Source organism: Bosea sp. BIWAKO-01, assembly GCF_001748145.1.
GTDB lineage: Bacteria > Pseudomonadota > Alphaproteobacteria > Rhizobiales > Beijerinckiaceae > Allobosea.
Window position 1 is genome coordinate 561671 of sequence record NZ_BCQA01000001.1, and the last position, 19471, is coordinate 581141.

General features: G+C 61.2%; 20 protein-coding genes and 1 pseudogene. 6 read left to right on the top strand and 15 right to left on the bottom strand.

Annotation, left to right across the window (positions count from 1 at the left end; genetic code table 11):
• Positions 1-10 precede the first annotated feature (10 nt).
• Positions 11-487: a GNAT family N-acetyltransferase gene (locus BIWAKO_RS02595; RefSeq protein WP_069877215.1), complete on the bottom strand. Its 477-nt coding sequence runs from the start codon at positions 485-487 to the stop codon at positions 11-13.
• Between the two features lie 36 nt (positions 488-523).
• Positions 524-1357: a sulfite exporter TauE/SafE family protein gene (locus BIWAKO_RS02600; protein ID WP_069877216.1), complete on the bottom strand. Its 834-nt coding sequence runs from the start codon at positions 1355-1357 to the stop codon at positions 524-526.
• 312 nt (positions 1358-1669) lie between these two features.
• On the opposite strand from BIWAKO_RS02600, the gene BIWAKO_RS02605 reads away from it, so the two are divergent.
• Entirely contained in the window at positions 1670-2896 is a 1227-nt protein-coding gene (locus BIWAKO_RS02605) for an SMP-30/gluconolactonase/LRE family protein (protein WP_176733252.1), read from the top strand.
• Between the two features lie 249 nt (positions 2897-3145).
• Here the strand turns inward: BIWAKO_RS02605 and BIWAKO_RS02610 are convergent, their stop codons facing one another.
• The 6 genes from BIWAKO_RS02610 to dusA all read right to left on the bottom strand — a co-directional run bounded on the left by BIWAKO_RS02610 (position 3146) and on the right by dusA (position 7645).
• Positions 3146-4711, bottom strand: coding sequence for an MFS transporter (locus tag BIWAKO_RS02610; RefSeq protein WP_069877217.1), 1566 nt, complete (start codon positions 4709-4711; stop codon positions 3146-3148).
• Positions 4712-4773: 62 nt separating this feature from the next.
• Positions 4774-5214, bottom strand: coding sequence for an SRPBCC family protein (locus tag BIWAKO_RS02615; RefSeq protein WP_069877218.1), 441 nt, complete (start codon positions 5212-5214; stop codon positions 4774-4776).
• Between the two features lie 21 nt (positions 5215-5235).
• Positions 5236-5622 (bottom strand): ArsR/SmtB family transcription factor, encoded by a 387-nt coding sequence (locus BIWAKO_RS02620; protein ID WP_069877219.1) that lies wholly within the window; start codon positions 5620-5622, stop codon positions 5236-5238.
• A gap of 107 nt (positions 5623-5729) precedes the next feature.
• Positions 5730-6113: a cupin domain-containing protein gene (locus tag BIWAKO_RS02625; protein WP_069882103.1), complete on the bottom strand. Its 384-nt coding sequence runs from the start codon at positions 6111-6113 to the stop codon at positions 5730-5732.
• Positions 6114-6145: 32 nt separating this feature from the next.
• Positions 6146-6607 carry a PaaI family thioesterase gene (locus tag BIWAKO_RS02630; protein WP_069877220.1) on the bottom strand — a complete coding sequence of 154 codons (462 nt, stop codon included), beginning with the start codon at positions 6605-6607 and terminating at the stop codon, positions 6146-6148.
• Positions 6608-6616: 9 nt separating this feature from the next.
• Complete coding sequence (gene dusA, locus BIWAKO_RS02635) at positions 6617-7645, bottom strand: tRNA dihydrouridine(20/20a) synthase DusA (protein ID WP_074471650.1); 1029 nt, start codon at positions 7643-7645, stop codon at positions 6617-6619.
• Between the two features lie 95 nt (positions 7646-7740).
• Here dusA and BIWAKO_RS02640 point away from each other — a divergent pair, with 95 nt between their 5' ends.
• Positions 7741-8856, top strand: coding sequence for a site-specific integrase (locus BIWAKO_RS02640; protein WP_069877221.1), 1116 nt, complete (start codon positions 7741-7743; stop codon positions 8854-8856).
• Between the two features lie 79 nt (positions 8857-8935).
• Here the strand turns inward: BIWAKO_RS02640 and BIWAKO_RS35205 are convergent, their stop codons facing one another.
• Together BIWAKO_RS35205 and BIWAKO_RS02650 are read right to left on the bottom strand one after the other, a co-directional pair.
• Positions 8936-9703, bottom strand: coding sequence for a hypothetical protein (locus tag BIWAKO_RS35205; protein ID WP_141739958.1), 768 nt, complete (start codon positions 9701-9703; stop codon positions 8936-8938).
• Between the two features lie 503 nt (positions 9704-10206).
• Entirely contained in the window at positions 10207-10395 is a 189-nt protein-coding gene (locus BIWAKO_RS02650) for a hypothetical protein (RefSeq protein ID WP_069877223.1), read from the bottom strand.
• A 204-nt stretch (positions 10396-10599) separates the two neighbouring features.
• On the opposite strand from BIWAKO_RS02650, the gene BIWAKO_RS02655 reads away from it, so the two are divergent.
• Complete coding sequence (locus BIWAKO_RS02655) at positions 10600-10854, top strand: hypothetical protein (protein ID WP_069877224.1); 255 nt, start codon at positions 10600-10602, stop codon at positions 10852-10854.
• A 101-nt stretch (positions 10855-10955) separates the two neighbouring features.
• Here the strand turns inward: BIWAKO_RS02655 and BIWAKO_RS35210 are convergent, their stop codons facing one another.
• The gene (locus BIWAKO_RS35210) at positions 10956-11525 is read right to left on the bottom strand and encodes a hypothetical protein (RefSeq protein ID WP_141739959.1); all 570 of its coding nucleotides are present in this window, start codon (positions 11523-11525) and stop codon (positions 10956-10958) included.
• Positions 11526-12135: 610 nt separating this feature from the next.
• On the opposite strand from BIWAKO_RS35210, the gene BIWAKO_RS02665 reads away from it, so the two are divergent.
• Positions 12136-12480, top strand: a complete 345-nt coding sequence (locus tag BIWAKO_RS02665) for a hypothetical protein (RefSeq protein WP_069877226.1) — start codon at positions 12136-12138, stop codon at positions 12478-12480.
• A gap of 197 nt (positions 12481-12677) precedes the next feature.
• Here BIWAKO_RS02665 and BIWAKO_RS35215 read toward each other — a convergent pair whose 3' ends face one another.
• The gene (locus BIWAKO_RS35215; protein WP_141739960.1) at positions 12678-13115 is read right to left on the bottom strand and encodes a hypothetical protein; all 438 of its coding nucleotides are present in this window, start codon (positions 13113-13115) and stop codon (positions 12678-12680) included.
• Between the two features lie 399 nt (positions 13116-13514).
• Here BIWAKO_RS35215 and BIWAKO_RS35220 point away from each other — a divergent pair, with 399 nt between their 5' ends.
• On the top strand, positions 13515-14429 hold the full coding sequence (locus BIWAKO_RS35220; protein WP_141739961.1) for a hypothetical protein: 915 nt from the start codon (positions 13515-13517) through the stop codon (positions 14427-14429).
• Between the two features lie 116 nt (positions 14430-14545).
• Here the strand turns inward: BIWAKO_RS35220 and BIWAKO_RS02675 are convergent, their stop codons facing one another.
• From BIWAKO_RS02675 to BIWAKO_RS02685, 3 genes and pseudogenes are all read right to left on the bottom strand, one after another.
• Positions 14546-15559 (bottom strand): class I SAM-dependent methyltransferase, encoded by a 1014-nt coding sequence (locus BIWAKO_RS02675; RefSeq protein WP_176733253.1) that lies wholly within the window; start codon positions 15557-15559, stop codon positions 14546-14548.
• Positions 15560-16042: 483 nt separating this feature from the next.
• Entirely contained in the window at positions 16043-17002 is a 960-nt protein-coding gene (locus BIWAKO_RS02680) for a calcium-binding protein (RefSeq protein ID WP_069877229.1), read from the bottom strand.
• Positions 17003-17496: 494 nt separating this feature from the next.
• Positions 17497-18661 (bottom strand): annotated as a pseudogene (locus BIWAKO_RS02685) (IS3 family transposase).
• Positions 18662-19026: 365 nt separating this feature from the next.
• Between BIWAKO_RS02685 and BIWAKO_RS02695 the strand changes: the two are divergent.
• The gene (locus BIWAKO_RS02695; RefSeq protein WP_069877231.1) at positions 19027-19275 is read left to right on the top strand and encodes a hypothetical protein; all 249 of its coding nucleotides are present in this window, start codon (positions 19027-19029) and stop codon (positions 19273-19275) included.
• The last annotated feature ends 196 nt before the right edge of the window (positions 19276-19471 follow it).

The following is a 19471-nucleotide window of genomic DNA, read 5'->3' on the forward strand; positions in this document are numbered from 1 at the left end:
GGTAGATGCCTTAAGCCTCGGGTTCGCTCCCCAGGCGCTGCAAGGCATCGCCGGTCAGCCGATAGAAGATCTTCTCGGGATGCGGCGCGGCCCCGAGCGCCTCATAGAAACCTCTGAGACCAAGATCGTCGCGCGCCGCCGTCCAGTCGATGCGCTGGAAGCCGCGTTCGAGGGTCAGCCGCGCCAGCCCCCGCATCAGCGCCTTCCCCGAACCGCTGCCGCGCGCGGAAGCGGCGACGTAAATCTCCTTGAGGAAGAAGCCAGGCTGGAGGCCTGGCCCGGGATAGATCGCAGCGACGGCGGCAAAGCCGGTGATGGTGCCGTGCTCCACCGCCAGCAGGATCTCGGTGCCGGCGGGGCGATCGCGAAGCCCTGCCAGAATGGCCTCGGGCGTCGGACACGGCACCGCGTAGTGGCGCTGCATCTCCACGAGCACGGCCATCAGCCCGGGATGATCAGCCGGTGTCGCCAGTCGGGTCGTGACCATGCGCGTCCTCGCCCCGCATGCAGCTCGCCGGATCGATCAGAACAGCAGCGACCAGATGAAGCGGCTCGCGACGAAGAGCAGGAAGACGCCGAAGACGACCTCCAGCTTGCGCTTGGAGAGCCGGTGCGCCAGCCGCGCACCGATCGGTGCCGTCCAGATGCTGGTCGGGATGAAGAGCAGGAAGCCGATGAAGGAGACGTAGCCGAGCGAAAGCGGCGGCAGAACGTCCATCTTCGGCCAGCCGGCATAGATATAGCCCAACGCGCCGGGGATCGAGATCAGCACGCCGAGGCCCGAGGAGGTCGCCACCGCCTGATGGATCGGCCGGCCATAGAAGGTCATGAACAGGCTGGAGAGCTGACCGCCGCCAATGCCCATCAGCGCCGAGAGCACGCCGATGATGCCACCATAGACCGTCATCAGCCCCTTGCCCGGCATATCATCGCCGAGTTTCCAGCGGTCCGAGGCGAAGAGCAGGCGGATCGCGCTCACCACGGCGACCAGCACGAAGATGATCTTGAACAGGTCGGGCGGCGCATAGCGCGCGATATAGCTGCCGCCCATGACGCCGAGCACGACCGGGACCGCCCAGACCTTGAGAATGTCGAGATCGACCAGGCCCTTGGCCCGGTGGGCATTGAAGGAGCGGATCGAGGTCGGGATGATGATCGCCAGCGAGGTGCCGACGCAAAGCGGCATGCGCACCTCCTCCGGCACGCCGATGACACGGAAGACCTCGTAGAGGATCGGCACGATGACCGCGCCGCCGCCGACACCGAAAAGCCCGGCGAGAACACCGGTGACCGCACCGGCCAGAACCAGCGACACGGCAAGAAAGGCGAGATCGCCCAAGGGGATTCCAGCAATCATAGAAACGTTCCGTTGGCGGCGGGCGGCCACCTCTGGGCGATTTTGCGCGCCGGGGCAAGGCTTGCGCGGCAAGGCCGCTATGTCTCCGGCCGTTTCGGTGATTGTATGGACCGGGGCGCGCGGGGGACTGCCTGTCCATGCCGTTGCTGCAATCCCGCTCACAAACGGCAGAGGCTCGGCCGGTTGCTGCAGCGTTGCAGAGCTGAGTGCGGCCTTAAGTCGAGCCTGACAGGAAAGGACAATATTCGCACGGAGACGAAGGCCACAGGAGCGGGGGGATGTCTCATCAAAAGCCACTAAGGGAGGTTAAAGATGACAGATCAACTGACCGACTCGCAGCAACGCCCGGAGCTCTCACGGAGACATCTCATCGCTGCGATGGGAACCGGCGCGCTCGCCATGGCGACGAATCCCGCCCTCGCGCAGGCCCCGCCCGGCCCGATCGGACCGCCCAGCACGATTACCAGCCCTCCCCGGGATTTCAGCCGCAACGGCGCCCCGACAACCTATTTCACCGATCCCGACATTCTCGCGATCGACCCGGTGTTCAACAATTATGCCCAGCCCAACAGCGCGATCCAGCGGCTCTGGACCGGCGCGCTCTGGGCCGAAGGACCGGCCTGGAATGCGCAGGGGCGCTATCTGGTCTGGAGCGACATCCCCAACAATCGGCAATTGCGCTGGCTGGAGGATGACGGGCGGGTCAGCATCTTCCGCACACCGTCAGGCAACAGCAACGGCAACAGCTTCGACTTCCAGGGCCGCCAGCTCTCCTGCGAGCACCTGAACCGCCGTGTCGTGCGCTACGAGCTCGACGGGTCTGCGACCGTGCTCGCCGACAGTTTCGAGGGCAAGAAGCTGAATTCGCCCAATGACATCGTTGCCCATCCCGACGGCAGCTACTGGTTCACCGATCCGCCCTATGGCGGCCAACTCTACGAGGGCGCGCCGGACGCCGCCGGAGGTCCAAGCAACCCGAGCGGGCGGCTCAATCCGCGGCTCGGCCAGCTCGCCGGCATCGGCACGGCCAAACGCGAACTGCCGACGAACTGCTATCGCATCGACCCGTCCGGACGCATCGACCGCGTCGTCACAGAGGAACAGGTGCCGGACCCGAACGGGCTCTGCTTCTCGCCCGATTTCAAGAAGCTCTACGTTGTCTCGACTGGAAAAGGGCCGGGCGATACCGGCCCCGGCGGCAAGGGCGACCTGCATGTCTTCGATGTCGGTGCCGACAACAAGCTCGGCAATCAGAAGCTGTTCTCCGACTGCATGCTCGACGGCGTGAAATGCGGCCCAGACGGGGTGCGCAGCGATGTCGACGGCAATCTCTGGGTGTCAAGCAATGCCGGCCGCGCCGTCGGCTATAGCGGCGTGCAGGTGTTCAACCCGGCGGGAAAGCTGATCGGACGCATCCGCCTGCCGGAGGTCTGCGGCAATATCTGCTTTGGCGGGCCGAAGCGAAACCGCCTGTTCATGGCGGCGAGCCAGTCGATCTACGCGGTCTATGTCAACACGCAGGGCGCCGGGCCGGGCTGACCCCTCACCGCTTCGCGCTGGATCATCTGCCCCGAATCTCCTGTGCGGACCGATGATCCAGCCTTTTTATCTTTGCATAGGCCTTCCCGAAAAACCGCAATCCACTTTTCGGGCCGATGCTTGAACCGTCAGCTGCGACTAGATCGCGCTGCGTTTGGACGACATCGTTCAAAATGCAGAAAACGTGATCGTCTCTCATCGTTTAGCGCATGCTTAGCGCGAAAAACCGTGCCCCTCTTTCAGCACGCTCTAATGCCCAGCCGGAGCCGGCACGCCGGCCTCTTCATGCTGATCGGGCCCGCCACCAACGCCGCGCAGCATCACGACCGCAAAGAGGCCGGCAAGGATCGCAATCGCCGAACAGAGCCCGGCCGTGATGGCGAAGGAGCGTGTGAAGGCCGCACGCGCCGTCGCAAGCAGGTCTGCCCCCGCTGTCCCCGCGACCTCCTTTGCAATGGTCAATGCACCACCGAGCGTATCGCGCGCAGCAGCGGCCGCCTCCGGCGACACGCCCGACGGCATCGCGAGGTCCATCTGATAGCGATACAGCGCGGTCATGACGCTTCCGAGGATGGCGATGCCGAGAGCGCCGCCGAATTCCGCGCTCGTTTCGGACAGGCCCGACGCCGTGCCCGCGCGCTCGGGCGGAACGCTGCCGACCACGAGATCGGTCGTCAGCGTGACGATCGGTGCGAGGCCCAGCGAAAGCAGAACCGTCCCGATGACGATGATCATGGGGCCTTCGACATGGCTGATCCCGGCCAGCGTCGCAAAGCCCAACGCGGTCAACGTAAAGCCGCCCGCCATGACATGCGCAGGGCTTGCACTGCCGACGATACGGGGCGCGAACATCGATCCCAGGATGAAGCCAAGCGCAGAGGGCAGCGACCAGAGCCCGGCCTCCAGCGGCTTCATTCCCAGCACCAGCTGCAGATACTGGCCGGTGAAGAGGAAGCTGCTGAACGCGATGAAGAAGCCGAGGATGTTGACCGTCAGCGAAGCGCTGAAGGCCCTGGAGCGGAACAGCGTCAGATCGACCAATGGCTCGGCGAGGTGCGCCTGCCGGCGCAGGAAGAGGCCGGCAAGCGCCATCCCGGCCAGGATCGCTGTGATGGGCAGCCAGCCCAGGCCATCCTCGGCAATCCGCTTCAACCCGTAGATCACGGCCAGTACGGAAACGAGCGACATGGCGGCGCTTGCAAGATCGAGCCTGCCGGCATTCGGGTCACGGAATTCCGGCAGCAGCACGGGGCCGAGCAGGAGCAGCAACACCATCACCGGCACATTGATCAGGAAAACCGAGCCCCACCAGAAATGCTCGAGCATGATGCCGCCGACCAGCGGGCCGATCGCGCCGCCCGCCGAGAAGCTGGCGATCCAGATGCCGATGGCCGCGGTCCGCTGGCGCGGATCGAGGAACATGTTGCGGATCAGCGAGAGCGTGGACGGGGCGAGCGTAGCTCCCGCCACCCCCAATATGGCGCGCGCCGCGATCAGCGTGCCGGCGCTATTGGCAAAGGCGGCCAGGATCGATGCGAAGCCGAACGCGGCCGCACCGATCAGCAGAAGCCGGCGCCGGCCGATTCGGTCTCCCAGCGTGCCCATGGTGATCAGGCAGCCCGCGATCATGAAGCCGTAGATATCGACGATCCAGAGCAGTTGCGAGGCACTGGGCCTGAGCTCTGCGCTGAGCTGCGGCACAGCGAGATTCAGGACCGTCAGATCCATCGAATAGAGCAGGCAGGGCAGCGCGATGACGGCAAGGCCAATCCATTCGCGCCGACCGGCCTGAGGGGCTTGATCGTGCATCGTCATTGAAGGCTCCGGAGGCGTTGCCGCCCCTTGGCGATGATGTCCCTCGAGTCCGCCCGACTCTGTCAGGAGAAGAGCTGCTCCAGCTTGACCAGCGAGCCCGTCCAGCCATGCACATGGCGGCCGGCCGCGGCCTCGTCGTAGAACTGCTCGTGAAGCAGCGTCAGGATGGTGACATCCCCGTCCGGCTTGAGGGTCACCGTCACGCGTGAGACGCGCTCCGGCGTCGAGATCCAGGCCCAGCTGAAGACGAGGCGCTCATTTTCGACGACCTCGTGATATTCGCCGGACACCTGATGCAATTCACCATCACTGCCGCGCATCGAGATACGATAATGGCCGCCGACGCGCGCATCGATCTCCGCCTTTTCGGCCCGGACATTCTCCGGCCCAAACCAGCGCGCGAGCAGGTCCGGTTGCGTCCAGGCGCGGTAGACTTCGGCCGGCGTCGCATTGAGCCGCCGCTTCATCGTCAGGCTGGGCGCGGTCTCGACCTTCTTGTCCATCACTATCCTCCGGTCGATCGATCAGGTCTTGTCGCTGGTCTTGCGTGGTGGAGCACCGCGATCAGGTTCCCGATCCTTGCGCGGGCGGTTGAAATAAGCTTCGAGCGCATCGAGCTTCTCGCGCCAGAAGCGCTCGTAGCGGCGCAGCCACCCCATAGCTTCCTCCATCGGTGCGGCGTTCAGGCGGCACGATACCGTGCGGCCTGTCTTTTCCCGCGTGATCAGCCCGGCATCCGACAGCACGTCGAGATGTTTCATGATGGCCGGCAGCGTGACCGGAAAGGGTCGCGCCAGGTCGCTGACCGAGACGGAATCCACCTCTTCGAGCCGCGCCAGAAGAGCCCGCCGCGTCGGGTCGGCCAAAGCGGCAAAGGTGCGGTCGAGCGACGGCTCTTGATACTTAACCATTGAGTTAAGTTTAGACACGCATGCGGGGCTGCGTCAAGCGCACGCAACCAAGGGTAAGGGGGCGCTGCTACGAAGCCTGCGCCTGATCCAGCGTCACGCCATCGCACTCAATCCGGCACATAGCGCCGGGACAGTTCGTTGCGATCGTCATAGGACGCTTCAAAGATGGATGCGGCCAGGGTGGCGCGGACATGCAGGATCTCGGCGCCGACATTCCTGAAGCCATGGCGGGCGCCTGCCGGGATCAGCACCGACTGATTGGCCGTCACGGTCCGGGTTTCGTCGCGCAGGGTGATCTCGGCCGTCCCCGCGATCACTTCGAGCACCTCCTCGACGGCATGAAGATGCATCGGCGCCCCTAGTCCCGGGTCGCAGTACTGCTCGAAGATGCAAAGCTGCCGGCTCTGGACCGTCGCCGAAACGCGCATCAGCGTCCTCACCCCGTCGCGCCAATGTTCCTGCGGCTGGGTGGCGTGGTCGAGGACATCCATGGCGCTGCTTTCTTCCCCCGTCGGAGCCTGCATCAGTCGGACACGCCGTCGCGACCGGCAATGGTCATGCAGGTCGCCGTCATCATGGCACAGAGCCTGGCTGCGCCGTCCTTCAGCGCGAAGACCTCGGCGGTCGCGAGCGTCAGGGTGCGGCCGGCCTTGACCACCCTGCCCTTCGCCACCAGCCGTTCGCCGGCAGCAGGCGCAAGGAGGTTGATCTTGAACTCGGCGGTGAGAATGCCGGCGCCCGGCGGCATCATCGTCAGCGCCGCATAGCCTGCGGCGGAATCGGCGATGGTGGCAACCGCTCCGGCATGGACGAAGCCATGCTGTTGGGTGAGATGGGCCGAGACCGGCAGCTCGATCTCGACCTCGCCGGGCGCGACCCGGCTGAGCCGGGCGCCAAGTGTCGACATGAAGGCCTGTTTGCCGAAGCTCGCCTCGATGCGCCTGACCACATCCGCATCTGAAAGCGACTGGTCGGGCACGGTCATGGCAGGCTCCTATGCAGCGGCGGCCGCCTCTTCGTAGCGCGAGACATGGGCAACGGCCGCACGCAAATCCGCCAGCCCCGCTTCGCTTCCGACGCAATGCTCGGCGAGATGACGGCGGAACTGGCGCGCACCCCGGCGCCCCGGGAACAGCCCGACGAGATGACGGGTGAAGGCATGCAGCCGGCCGCCCGTCTCCAGATGCGCCGCGATATGCGGTTCGAGCGCTTCCAGCATGGCGAAGGCATCGTCGACCGGAGCCGCCTCGCCAAAGAGCAGCGGATCGACCTGCAGCAGGATTTCGGGATTTTGATAGGCCTCGCGGCCGATCATCACGCCGTCGAGATGCGCGAGATGGGCCGGCCATTCCGCAGGGGCACGGATGCCGCCATTGATCGCCACGATCAGGTCCGGATTGGCCGCCTTCAGACGATAGGCGCGATCATAGTCGAGCGGAGGGATCTCGCGGTTTTCCTTCGGCGACAATCCCTGCAGCCAGGCCTTTCGAGCATGCACGACGAGCGCATCGACGCCGGCGGCGCGCACGCTGGCGGTCAGGGCATCGAGCGCCGCTTCCGGATCCTGATCATCGACGCCGATGCGGCATTTGACGGTGACGGCGACGGAGACCGCCGCCTTCATCGCCGCGACGCAGTCACCGACCAGCGCGGGCTCTCGCATCAGGCAGGCGCCAAAGGCCCCGCCCTGCACGCGGTCAGAGGGACAGCCGCAGTTTAGATTGATCTCGTCATAGCCGAAATCGGCGCCGATCTTCGCTGCCTCCGCCAGCAGGGCCGGATCATTGCCGCCAAGCTGCAGGGCAACCGGCTGCTCCATTGCGTCGAAGCCGATCAGGCGCTGCCGGTCGCCGCGGATCACCGCCTGCGCCGTCACCATCTCGGTATAGAGCCGAGCCCGACGCGACATCAGGCGATGGATGACGCGGCAATGCCGGTCCGTCCAATCCATCATCGGCGCGACGGAAAGGCGCCAGGCGCTACCCGGTGCGCTTTTCGCCTGATTTAGGGCATTCTCTGTCAACTGGCCGCTCTCGTTCGTGTCCTGTTCCTTGCCAATATCGGCCGTTTTCGATAGCACTTACAACAAATGTCACAGATGCGGCGGCAATGTTGTAAATGGGCACGATCATCGATCGACCGAGACGGGACGGAACGGTCGCCTATATGGCGCAAATCGCCGTTCAACGCGAGGGCCGCAGCCATCGAGAGTCCAAGACCTTCGACCGTCGGCCAGCCGCCGCGGCGTGGGTCAAGAAGCGAGAAGCCGAATTATCCAAGCCGGGCGCGCTCGCATTGGCGCAGCATGGCAAGCGGCTTGCGACGCTCGGAGACGCGATCGATAGCTACCTTGCCGAGAGCAAGAAGAAGATCGGGCGGACGAAGACGCAGGTTCTGCGCGCGATCAAGGCCGACGACATTGCCGATATCGCCTGCGCCGACATCACCAGCCAGGATCTTGTCGCTTATGCCGGGCGCCTTGGAGCTGAACGCGCGCCGGCGACTGTGGCGAATTACCTGTCTCACCTGCGCGCCGTCTTCGCGATTGCCCAGCCCGCATGGGGCTACCCGCTCGACGAGAAGGCCATGGCGGATGCCTTCAAGGTGACGAAACGGCTCGGCGTGACCGGCAAATCGAAGGCTCGCGATCGGAGGCCAACGCTCGACGAGCTCGATCGCCTGCTGAAGCATTTTGAAGCCGGCCGGCGCAAGCGGCCGCGCATGATGCCCATGGCGGCAATCGTCGCCTTCGCGCTCTATTCGAGCCGGCGCGAGGAGGAAATCACCAAGATCCTCTGGACGGATCTCGATGTCGCCGGACGACGCGTGCTCGTCCGCGACATGAAGGACCCGGAAGCGAAGGACGGAAATGACGTGTGGTGCGAACTGCATGAAGAGGCTCTTCGGATTGCGCTGGCTCAACCTCGAAACCAAGCCGAGATTTTCCCGTACAATCACCGGACAGTCAGCGCCAACATGACGCGCGCCTGCGCCATCCTCAACATCGTTGATCTCCACTTCCACGACCTGCGGCACGAGGGCGTTTCGCGCCTGCTCGAGATGGGCCGGACCATTCCGCAGGCGGCATCGGTCTCCGGCCATCGGAACTGGAGCTCGATGAAACGCTATGCCCATCTGCGCCAGACCGGCGACAAATATGCGGGCTGGGTATGGCTCGATCGGCTCGCGCCAGAAATCAGCAAACCCACGCACGCGGCACTGGCAAAAACTTGATGCCCAAGGGATACCCAAAAGCCAAGTTTCGGGGCGCGGGGATCGCAAGTTCAAAACGTTCCGGAGATAAGATATTCCCTTATCGAGGAACATATCTTTTCGGTGAAGACCCCTCGAATATCCCATTTCTATAACCACTTGCACAATCTATAAGATCTGAATATTCTGAGAAGCCTGTGTTAGGCTGCAGCCTTGAGTCCGGAACTCCCATTCTCTTAGCCTCAGCTACACAGGTTGCCCATTTCAGATCATAGGCTTTCGTCCTCTCTAAAGCTTGTTCTTCGATTTTCTGAAATCTCTCGACACATTCGTCGAATGTTTCTCCTTCCTTCGGCGTGCCAGGACCGGTGCTATAGGCACGTCCGCTAGCACAAGCTCTAGCTTCTTCCGATCCCCTCAAGACACGTTGTGCCTTTTCCAGTCTTTCTTGATAGATCCTCTGATCCTCAATTTTCTTATCCTCAATCTTCTTCTTTTCATCAAGAAAATCTACTGGACCTACTTCACTGGGCGTATAATAACCAAAGGCTGTTCGAATTCCCTGTTCACTAGAAACTCTGAACTTTCCACTATCTAGAGGAAGGATCACATAGTTCAAAACGATCCCGTTGATTTCTCCAGAACAAATTATCTGATTTCCTCTAATCCCCAATGGACCAGTATTCGATATAGAAGGATCTTTACCGCTGAGTTTAAAGATCATGGTCTTCAAAGTGTCGATCACTCCGGCAGAAGAACACGATATCTTTGGGACAGAATTTGAGATTTCTTGACCGATAGACGGACCTATCGCGGCAAGACTTCCTATTGCAAACGCGCATCCAACTGCGACAACTACGGTTTTCATTCCGAAATGTCCTTTCATTGGTACTGCTCGCCAGACTTGAACCGCTTTACGGCAGGTCTTGTGTCGCGCCCCTGCTCGCGTGCCAGATCGGCGAACTGGTCTTGGGCAGATCGCAACCATCTTAATCCTGGGAACGTCGAACGTCATTGGACGGTCGCGACGCGCAGGCGCCAGTCGATCCATGCAGAGCCGCAGCGCGGTAGGGAAGCAGCCGAGTAAAAGGACCCAAGCGGGCGTTCTTCGGTGCGGCCGCGCGTCCACCGCCAGAGAGAGACCACGTCAGAATCCTCCCCATCGCCTGCTGTTTGCCGTGGCTGTTTTCTTTGCAATGCCACTATGGGGTTGGTGGATTGGAGATTGGCGCTAACGCCGCATCAGCATCGATCTACCCAAGCACTTGATATTGCTTGCCACCCGTTTTCTGTGCGCCCCGGAACAGCTGCGTACGAACGCGGAACCGCGAGGAACGCTGAAAACAATATTTCCTCCGCTTGGGAAATGCCTTATTCCTTCGCCTCGCGCTCTTTCAGCAGGTGGTTGAGCAGGTCCTGTTGATCGTTGATCCTGTTCGCGATGGCTTCTTCCGCGGCGGATCCAGAGGTCGCGGTTGCTCGGTCCATCAGATCGGCGATATTCCTTCGGAGGACCGCAATCTGGTTATCGAGCTTCTGCTTGGACGCGTTATCGGTCATTGGGCGGCTCGAACGCATCGGTCCATGCTCAACACATTGTTTGATCCTAGGGGCAGCGTTGTGGGCTTAATCGACCTAGCCCAAATGGAACATGCGAGATCACGCCAAGCATTTGCTGGTTCCTGCCACGGGAGCGGAACGTCCTGCCCCCCTTCGGGCAGCGAGCTAGCTATGCGGGCATCGCGCCGAGCAAGGGGAGGCCCAATGACCAAGACGTCCGTCCTCGCCGCGCTGGTGCTCGCCGTTCTGGCGAGCGAGGCCTCGGCGCAGTCACGCACGTTCCGTGACAACTCAGGTCGGATCACCGGCCGGTCCTCGACCGACAGCAGCGGCTCGACGACGTTCTACGATGCGCAAGGCCGCGTCACCGGCCGCGCCAGCACGGACAGCCAAGGGGCGACGACCTATCGCGATTCCAGCGGCAGAACGACCGGGACCGCGACAGGCCCGCGACGCTAAAGGCCTAACAATTCGCGACATCGGCCCCGGTTTCACCGGGTAGCTCACCCCTTGATCCAGCCCGGCCTTTTTATCTGCGGCGCGCCGCCGCCATATTCGTACTAACCGCGCGGCCCACGTTCGAAAAGGCTTCTCAGATGATCTTGCTCGCGTCGGCGATGACGCCAGCCTGCTAGCACGCGATGACATGAAAATAGTTCGCCATCGGCGTTCTCGAATGAAATAAATTTCGGAATGGAGGTCTTGTTTTCACCCGAAGCGCACAAGACAGTCCTGTCGTTTTGCTGCCAAATATTCAAAAAACCATCTTCACTTAGTGGCTCGCTCGGGGCCAACAGCATACGCACCGTATCTATTCTAGGTTTCAAGTGCGCTCTAGTAATTCCAGCTCCGCTCTTGTAACGGAAATTGGACTCAGAGAACTTTTTCAAAGCGGCTTCAGTTATCCCAACCACTCGCCAGGAAAATGGCTTGGCCGCCATGATAGAAGTCATTATCCGGGTGCACTCCTGAATTGTCCAGATTTCAGGCGCTTCTTTGTGTGCGCGATGAACCGCCAAATACAGATAGTGAAATGTATGGCCAGCTTCAATTTTCATTTGTGCTGCATCAATTTGAACGAGGCCGTTGGCGGCGTGATGTCCTTCATCAGAAGGAGTGTACCATTTCACTGCGCCTGACCGTGAGGCTCGGCAGTGGCCAAGAGCAAGTCGTCAATTGCCTTCTTGAGGTGCAGTAGCCCATCACGGTTCCTCTGAAGCTGGCACGCAACGACCGGGACGATGGGGACGATCTGGTCGCGCGTCTCTGTCGGGTCACCAAATGCCCCATCGACGTCAGCACCTGTGAATGCTGTGGGAAGCACGCTCCAGAGGTCTGGTATCAGATTGAAGAGCGCACCTTTCAACTTAACCTTAAGGACGACTTCGAGCGGTCACTTGCTGACGCCGACGGCAACGGCTGGACTCAGTATGGGTGCAAGAATCTAATTGGCCACCGCGATTGCTTGGTTGTGGCGCGGAAAGGTTCGAGCGCTGACGCCGCCAGGTTGGCGTCATGAATCAAGTTCACCCGGCCCTGAACGCCGCCTGATAGATGGGGTGGGCGGGGCGCTCCGGGTAGACGTTGACTCTCTCCAGAACGAGAACATAAAAAGAACATTCAGCCGGCAGAGGAGGCCCGCATGAATGTCCCCCGCCCGCGTCGTGCGATCCGCCCTGCCGCAGCGCTCAATGCCCGCAACCGGGTGCTGGACCGGCATACAGACATTCTGTTCTGACCATGACGGCGCACACCTACGCCCTGCGCAAGACGTGGCCCGACAAGGAAGACGATTACGTCGTGATCGACGAGAACGGCGAGGATATTGGCCGCGCGCACCTGAGCGCAGGGATGACGCCGGCAGCGTGGCTCTTCTCGGTCGGGATTAGTTCGCTGCCTCAACAATCAATGTTCCAAGGCCATTCCCCCAGCCTTGAAGCCGCGAAAGAAGAGTTCAAACGCCTCTGGCCGATCTACCGGGCTCAGTGGACCGACGAGGATATCGAAAGCGCTCGGGCGCAGTTGCGCGATCTTGATGAGCGAACCAGGCTATGGAATGCCAAGCACCGCCCCGCTGTTAAATGAACTGGACGTGTTCCGAGCCGTGGAGCGCGTCGGGCAGATAACCGGTTGCATTGAGAACTCCGACGAAGAAGCGGAGTTGATTAGGCTGGTGACCGCGCTTGAGGAGTGGCTCGCAGCCAACCCCTATGTGGATTAGTCCACGACTTCTGTGGTGAGAAGATTGCGGCCGTTCGCAGCACATCCCCCTAGAAGCTTTCTCATGAGCATAACATCACGCTCATAGGCGCAGACGCAAATGGGCTCGGGCTCGTACCCATGATAGTGAACATAACGCGGCCATGGTCATCACTAATGATACGGGTGTATCCGTCAGCAGCACCGAGCTTGATATACTGTACGAACGGCATGGGTCTCCCGCGGTTATACGTATTGCTGGCCGCAAAACTTCTATAGCCGATAGATGCCTCAACAATCGGCACCAGCCATACCTTGCCATCAGCAGGATTAGTGAGCCGCACCCGCCATTCGCTTGGCATGATATCAATGGTCATACGACCAGCCTGATTTTCACATTCGAGGCTGTAGTTCGGGGTATTCAACCATTGCTCGCGCTGCGAAGGCAGGGGACCGGCCTTAGCCGGGACTGACAGAGACACCACGGCAAGCGTCGCCGTGGCTAGAAATAGCATTTTCATCGTTACATCCTACGATTGCAGTTCGCGTGTGCGCAGAAGCGCAGTCACCGTGCAACGCGCCGCACTTTAACATGTTGGCAGTTACCTATCGTCCCGGTTCCCGCGCCCGGTGACGCTGGCACGATGCCCGCCCGTCGATGGCCCTGCGTCGTCGCCCCGCCGCCAAAACTCGCCCAGCGTCGTGGCGGCGCCGAATTTCTCCGCACAGGCCGCCACCCCCCCGTCTGCCCAGCGTTTGCAAGAGCTGCAACGAAACTGCCGAGCGGCCGGGAAGAAAGGCGGCCAACATTGGCATTAGCGTAGTTGCTTTGCTATCTGGCGGACCTAGAAGGCCACAAGCGGGAATCCAGAATGCGAACTTGGCGATCATTCAGCGTTGAACTTATTGCCATAATAATAATGACAAGCTTTGGTTTGTGGGTGTTCGTTTTGGTTGCCGACCCATACGATACCGGACGCTTCTCCTTGTTCTCTACTCGTCCATTGTCAGCAATTTCAAATCGGATGGCCGTAGCAAGTCTTGGCCGAAACCCGCAATTCAACGCGGTGATCATTGGAAATTCACACGTTGCCCCGTTATCGCCTCAGCGGCTCTCGGAAAGTACCGGTCTTGAATTTGTTGCTTTGACGCTACCGGGCGCGTCAGTCGCGCCAGAGTTGTCCGTATTGAAGTGGTTTCTTACCCACCGAGAAACTCCACCTAAAGCTATCATCATTGGGATTGACGATGTTTGGTGTCGAACCACACCCAGATACATCGAAGAGCCGCCGCAGCCGACTTGGCTCATTAGCGAAAGCCCGATTGCCTATGCCGCCAGCGCATTTCGATACGACGGTTTAGAGCAAGCATTTCAACGCTTTTGGGCGTCATCAAAGACAGTCGCTCGACCGCCAAACCCTCGTGGTTTCTGGGATCTGGAACTCGACCTGACATGGAACGAAGAAAAGGTATTTGGAGAGCTTGCAAAACCTTGGATAAGCACGATCAATCTGTCGGGCCAATATCCATCTCTCAAAATGTTGGGTGAGGCGCTAAAGTCCGCATCCGAACATACAGCGGTGGCTCTGGTATTACTTCCGGTTTGGGCAGACACCCTTTCCAAGGGAGGTCAGGAATTGATCTCCGAAGAATTGTGCAAGCGCGCGATGAGAGATTTCATCAAATCGCGAAGGGGTGGGATTCTAATTGACGGCAGGAGTACCAATGTCATGACAACGGACCCGCGGAATTTTTTCGATCGGACTCATTACAGAGAGCCGATCGCGCGCGAAATCGAAACAGAATTGGCCAGGCAGCTAAAGCGCGGTTCGTAAAGAACTGCACGGGCGGCAGCTCGCATCGTACCCGCCGAGGCAAGTTGCAAACTCTCCCTTTCGGGGGCCGGGCCACGAAAAGACACGCGCACCCTGCCAAAGCGAAGGCCGGCTCTTCAGTTGACAGGCTGCGGCTCCGGAACGGTCCCGGCGCCGGAGCGCACCGCAAGCATGATGCCGCCGGTACGCAGGTCACATTCGGCGTAGCCCGCGAACGTAGAATCAAGAGGCCGCGGCAGGGGAGCGTCTTCGCGCACTACCTCCCACAGGATCTCGACCTGCGCGGCCGGCAGCGACCGGAAGATGCGCAGCCAGTCTGACGCACGCAGTCGATTGCCGCGCGCATCAGCGTCTTTTTCCCGCCAGTCGGTGTCGGCGGCGAGAAAGGCAAACGGATTGCGCCGGAAATCGAGATGGTCCTCGAGATGGATGGCATGCAGGGCAACGCCCCCCGGGCGCAACGCGGCCTGCACGTTGGCAATGATGGCCTTGCAGTTGGCGAGCGGCAGATGTTCAAGCACGGAGGTGGAGTGGATGAGGTCGAAGGTGCCGGCGAATTCCGTCTCCTGGGAGAAATCAACCGGGGCCACGTAGTCGATCCCCAGCTCTGAGAGCGCCTCCGGAGTCCAATTGCCGAGTTGATCGAGGCGGGCGATCCTTTCCGTGACGGTCGCGGCCGGCGCTGCCGGCGCCAGAGCTCCTAGTAGCGCGTCGCGGTCGGCAGACGCAAAGGCGAGACGCGCGAAATGCAGGCGCAGGAGGGGATGATAATCGACCGCCACGACCCGTGCCGCCCCGGCCAGCCAGAAGACCAGCGCCTCCGAGAGCAGGTGCCCGCTGCCGAATTCGAGGCAGGAATGCCCCTCGACGGAGCCGCAGGCGTCTCGGATCAGGGCGGCGAGCCCGGGAGCGATGCGGTCGATACGCTTGTCGCCTCGGGCCCGGTGCCAAGCCCAGAGCGTGTGCGTCCAGTGCTGGACATGGCCCTGGCCCCCGATGGCGCGCCGCAACGACTTGCGCAGCGGCGCCGGCAGCCGGCCCACCAAATGAGCCAGAGTTTGCACAGGCAAAGGCTGACACCCACCACGAGGACTAGCCGGCACCGTCCCCTTGGTGCCGGCCGGGCACAAACCGTGCGCTATCCTGCGCTAATGTCCAGAAGCAGTTGTGGCAATGGCCACGGAAGGCGAACCGGGAGCGGGAGCGCAGTTTGCCGGTCATAAGCGCTGGCTCGAAGCGCAGACGGGTCGGAAGCGGCCCAAACAGAAAGACCCGCCACCCCTTTCGGAGCGGCGGGCCAGTTTCAACAGGGAGGGCGTCAAATAGAGCGGCAGGAGTCGCTCGACAGCCGCTTACGGCCAATCCTCGCTGTTACGGGTAGGAGGAGACCGACGCGCGCGTCGCTACGGATATCTGTAACAAAACGCTGACGAAGAGTTTTTGTCATTACAGATAAATTAAAGATCCGCTCGCCTCCAGCCGCTTATCTGTAACCACGCCAAGAGAACCGGATTTCGGCTATCCGTAACACCGGGTTTCGCATTACCGCCGCGCGAATGACGAGGGTGGACTTGTGGTAGGAAGGGGCGGTCGGAGCCGCCCCGCGCCCTTGATCAAATGAACTGGGTCATGTCGGTGAACTGGATGGCTTCGATATGCGTGAATGTCAGATGTTCGGTTCCGAAGTGGGCAGTGATCACGCCGTTCTGCATGCCAATGTAGGTCAAGTCGCTGCTGGCCCGATCGGTGAAGAACAGCGCATCGAAGTCGGTTCCGCCGTCGATGTAATCGCTTCCATCGCCCTTGGCCCAGTAAAAACTGTCGTTGCCCTCGTGGCCATAGAGTTCGTCGCCTGAGGTTCCGCCCCACAGGAAATCGTTACCTGCGTAGCCCGCGATTGCGTCATAGCCGCCAAGGCCCCAGAGGTAGTCAACTCCATTGCCGCCGATGATGTTGTTTGAGCCTGCGTCGCCGACAAGCACGTCGTTGAAGCCGGACCCGACGAGGCTCTCGACACTGACGAACTGATCACCCGCCGCTTCGCCGGTGTAGCCCTGCCGCGTGTCGAGGCGGGCGTAGACGCCCTCAGTGGCGTAATCGTAGCGGGCGTAATCGAAGCCGGCTCCACCATCAATGATGTCGGCGCCGGTTCCGCCCCACAAGTGGTCGTGGCCCTGGCCGCCGGAGAGACGGTCGTTGCCAGCCCAACCGAGCATGACGTCCGCGCCTGTCGAGTACCCGGTCATGACGTCATTTCCGCTCGCCAGGATCTGCCCGACGCCGGCCGTGCTGCCGGCGCCCACCTGGGCGGCGACCGCCGCTGCCGAAACGGACAGGCCACTGACCCCCACGTCAATCTCACCAAAGGATGAGGCGTAGTAGGCAGTCAGAACTCCCCCGGTGACTGTGGTTCCGGAATAAGTGAAACCGTAGCCGAACCAGTCGTCCGTCGCCCATCCGGTGTCCACCTGGATCCAGCCGCTACTTGCCTGAGTGATCAGCCCGTAGACGGGCCCCGAGCCGGCCCCGCCGCCCAGCATCGTGGCTGGCACGAAGAAATTGAATTCCGCCATCTACGTCTCCATGGCCGGCGGTCAAATTGGGAGCAGATGTGCTCTAGGCCGGCGCGAGCGTCTTAGCGTGTCGGGATCAGACTGGTCTTGTGCCCTGAGGCCAGATTGTTGTGATACGTTGCCATCCATAACACGGGTTTCTCACTGGTAGCCCCCCAAACGATCTCGCGCCGATCAATGGGATGAATGGCGATGAGGATTGATTTCGAGCGGCTGTTGCGATTGTGAATGCTGGACAGTACCTGATAGTTCCGCTGCAGATCGCTAGACCGGAGCGGCTATGAGCCGCCCGATTTCGGAGGCATGGGCAGCGAGGGCCCAGCGTCACGCACGCGGCGAGCCCAACGGATCACCGCATCACAGGCCGTCATGCCGACCAGCCCGAGCGCGAAACCGAGAGAGCCCTCGATGTCGCCAACCGGATACGACCAGAGCTCCAGCCATTTCCGGACGATGGGCGTTGGCTTGCCCCCATTTGGTGGCCCAGTTCTAATCTAATGCATGGTGGGCTTGGCGGCCACGGTTGAGATGGCCGGCGAAGCGGGTTGGGTTTGCGCGGCCGGCCAGACCACGGCGGTCGGCGCTGGCGGCCGATAGCCGAGCGAGGAGTGTGGGCGCCGGGTATTGTAGTGCTGACGCCAGCCCTCGATGACGATCCGGGCCTCGGCGAGGCTGTAGAACAGCTCGCCGTTCAGAAGCTCGTCACGAAGCTTGGAGTTAAAGCTCTCGCAGTAGCCGTTCTCCCAAGGACTGCCAGGCTCGATAAACGCTGTTTTCGCGCCGACCGCCGCGATCCACTCCCGCACCGCCCTGGCGACGAACTCGGGACCGTTGTCCGAACGAACATGCCCGGGCACTCCGCGTAGGATGAAGAGATCGGATAGCACGTCGATGACGTCGGTGGATTTGAGCTTCCGGTCGATTCGGATCGCAATGCATTCCCGGGTGAACTCATCAATGACGTTCAGCATGCGGAACTTCCGACCGTTGTGGGTGCGATCCTCGACGAAGTCGTAGGACCAGACATGGTCGGGATATTCCGGCCGAAGCCGGATGCATGATCCGTCATTCAGCCAGAGACGGCCTTTCTTAGGTTGACTGGCCGGCACCTTCAGTCCCTCCCGCCGCCAGATCCGCTCGACACGTTTGACGTTCACCGCCCAACCGGCTGTCTCCAGCATGGCCGCGATCCGGCGGTAGCCGTAACGGCCATACTGGGTGGCGAGCTCGACAATGTCGGCGGTCAGCGCCGCATCGTCAGTGCGGCCCTTCGGAACCTTGCGATGCGTAGATCGATGTTGCCCCAGAACCCGGCACGCCAACCGCTCCGACCGAACTTCATCATGGCGTGGTCGATGCAGCGGCGACGACGGGCGGGGCTTAGTAGTTTCCCGAGGCGGCCTCTTTGAGGATCAGCTTCTCCAACGTCAGATCCGAGACGGCTTTGCGCAACCGCTCGTTCTCCTTCTCCAGATCCTTCAGGCGCTTCACCTGGTCGGACTTCAGCCCGCCAAACTCCTTGCGCCAGCGATAATACGTGAACGCCGTCACGCTGATGGCCCGGATCGCCTCCGCGACCGGGCGCCCCTGCGATAACAGCACGTCGACCTGCCGCAGCTTCGCGACGATCTCCTCAGGCTTGTGCTTCTTCTGCGGCATCGCGGGCATCCTCCAAAGGCTCAAAAAGCCTACTTCAGGGAGGGCCACTTTTCAGGGGGCAGGCCATCCACCTTCAGGATCTGGCCGAATATCTAGACAAGCGCCGCGCAGCGGCTTTGCGAGAGATGAAAGCCCTGTGCGGCTGACTTCAAGGCGAACCTGACATGAAACAGGCCCCTCACGGGGCCTTTTCGTTGAAGGGGCCGATGTACTATCTTTTGGGCCGTGCGATTGTTCGAGTTTCTCGAAACGATCATCCCGATCATCGAGCCGATTGCGTTCCAGGCGTACAAGGAGCGGCGGGTTAGTCGCGACGCTGGTGAAAATTGTGGCTAGGGCGTGCCCTTATAAGCAGAGGAAGCACAATGTTCTTCACCAAATTGGCGCGTTTCCTTGCCGGCCTGGCGCTTGTGTTTGGTCTACTTCGCGTCCTGATGGGTTTTGGTGTCGCCACGATCGAACCGAAAGAGGCTCGCGAAGCTGCTACGGCTCGCTACATAGGCAGCAAAACCGCCGGACAGGCGATTGATCAAGGGATTTACACTATCCTCCTTGCAGCAGCGCTCGGTACACTGGCTGAGATCGGCTTCTCACTGCGCAAGCGGTCAGAGTAGCAGGTGGGGCGATGTGACGGCCGCGCACAACAGCAATTGGCCTGCTGTTTCGGGCCGCGGGTTGCCCGAACCGAAAACCCGTGCGGCTGATTTCGACGCGAACCTGACAGGAAACAGCCCGCACGGGGCCTTTTCGTTACAACAAATCTACAACAAAAGAGAACAAAAATACTAAGCGCTTGATTTCAATTCATAA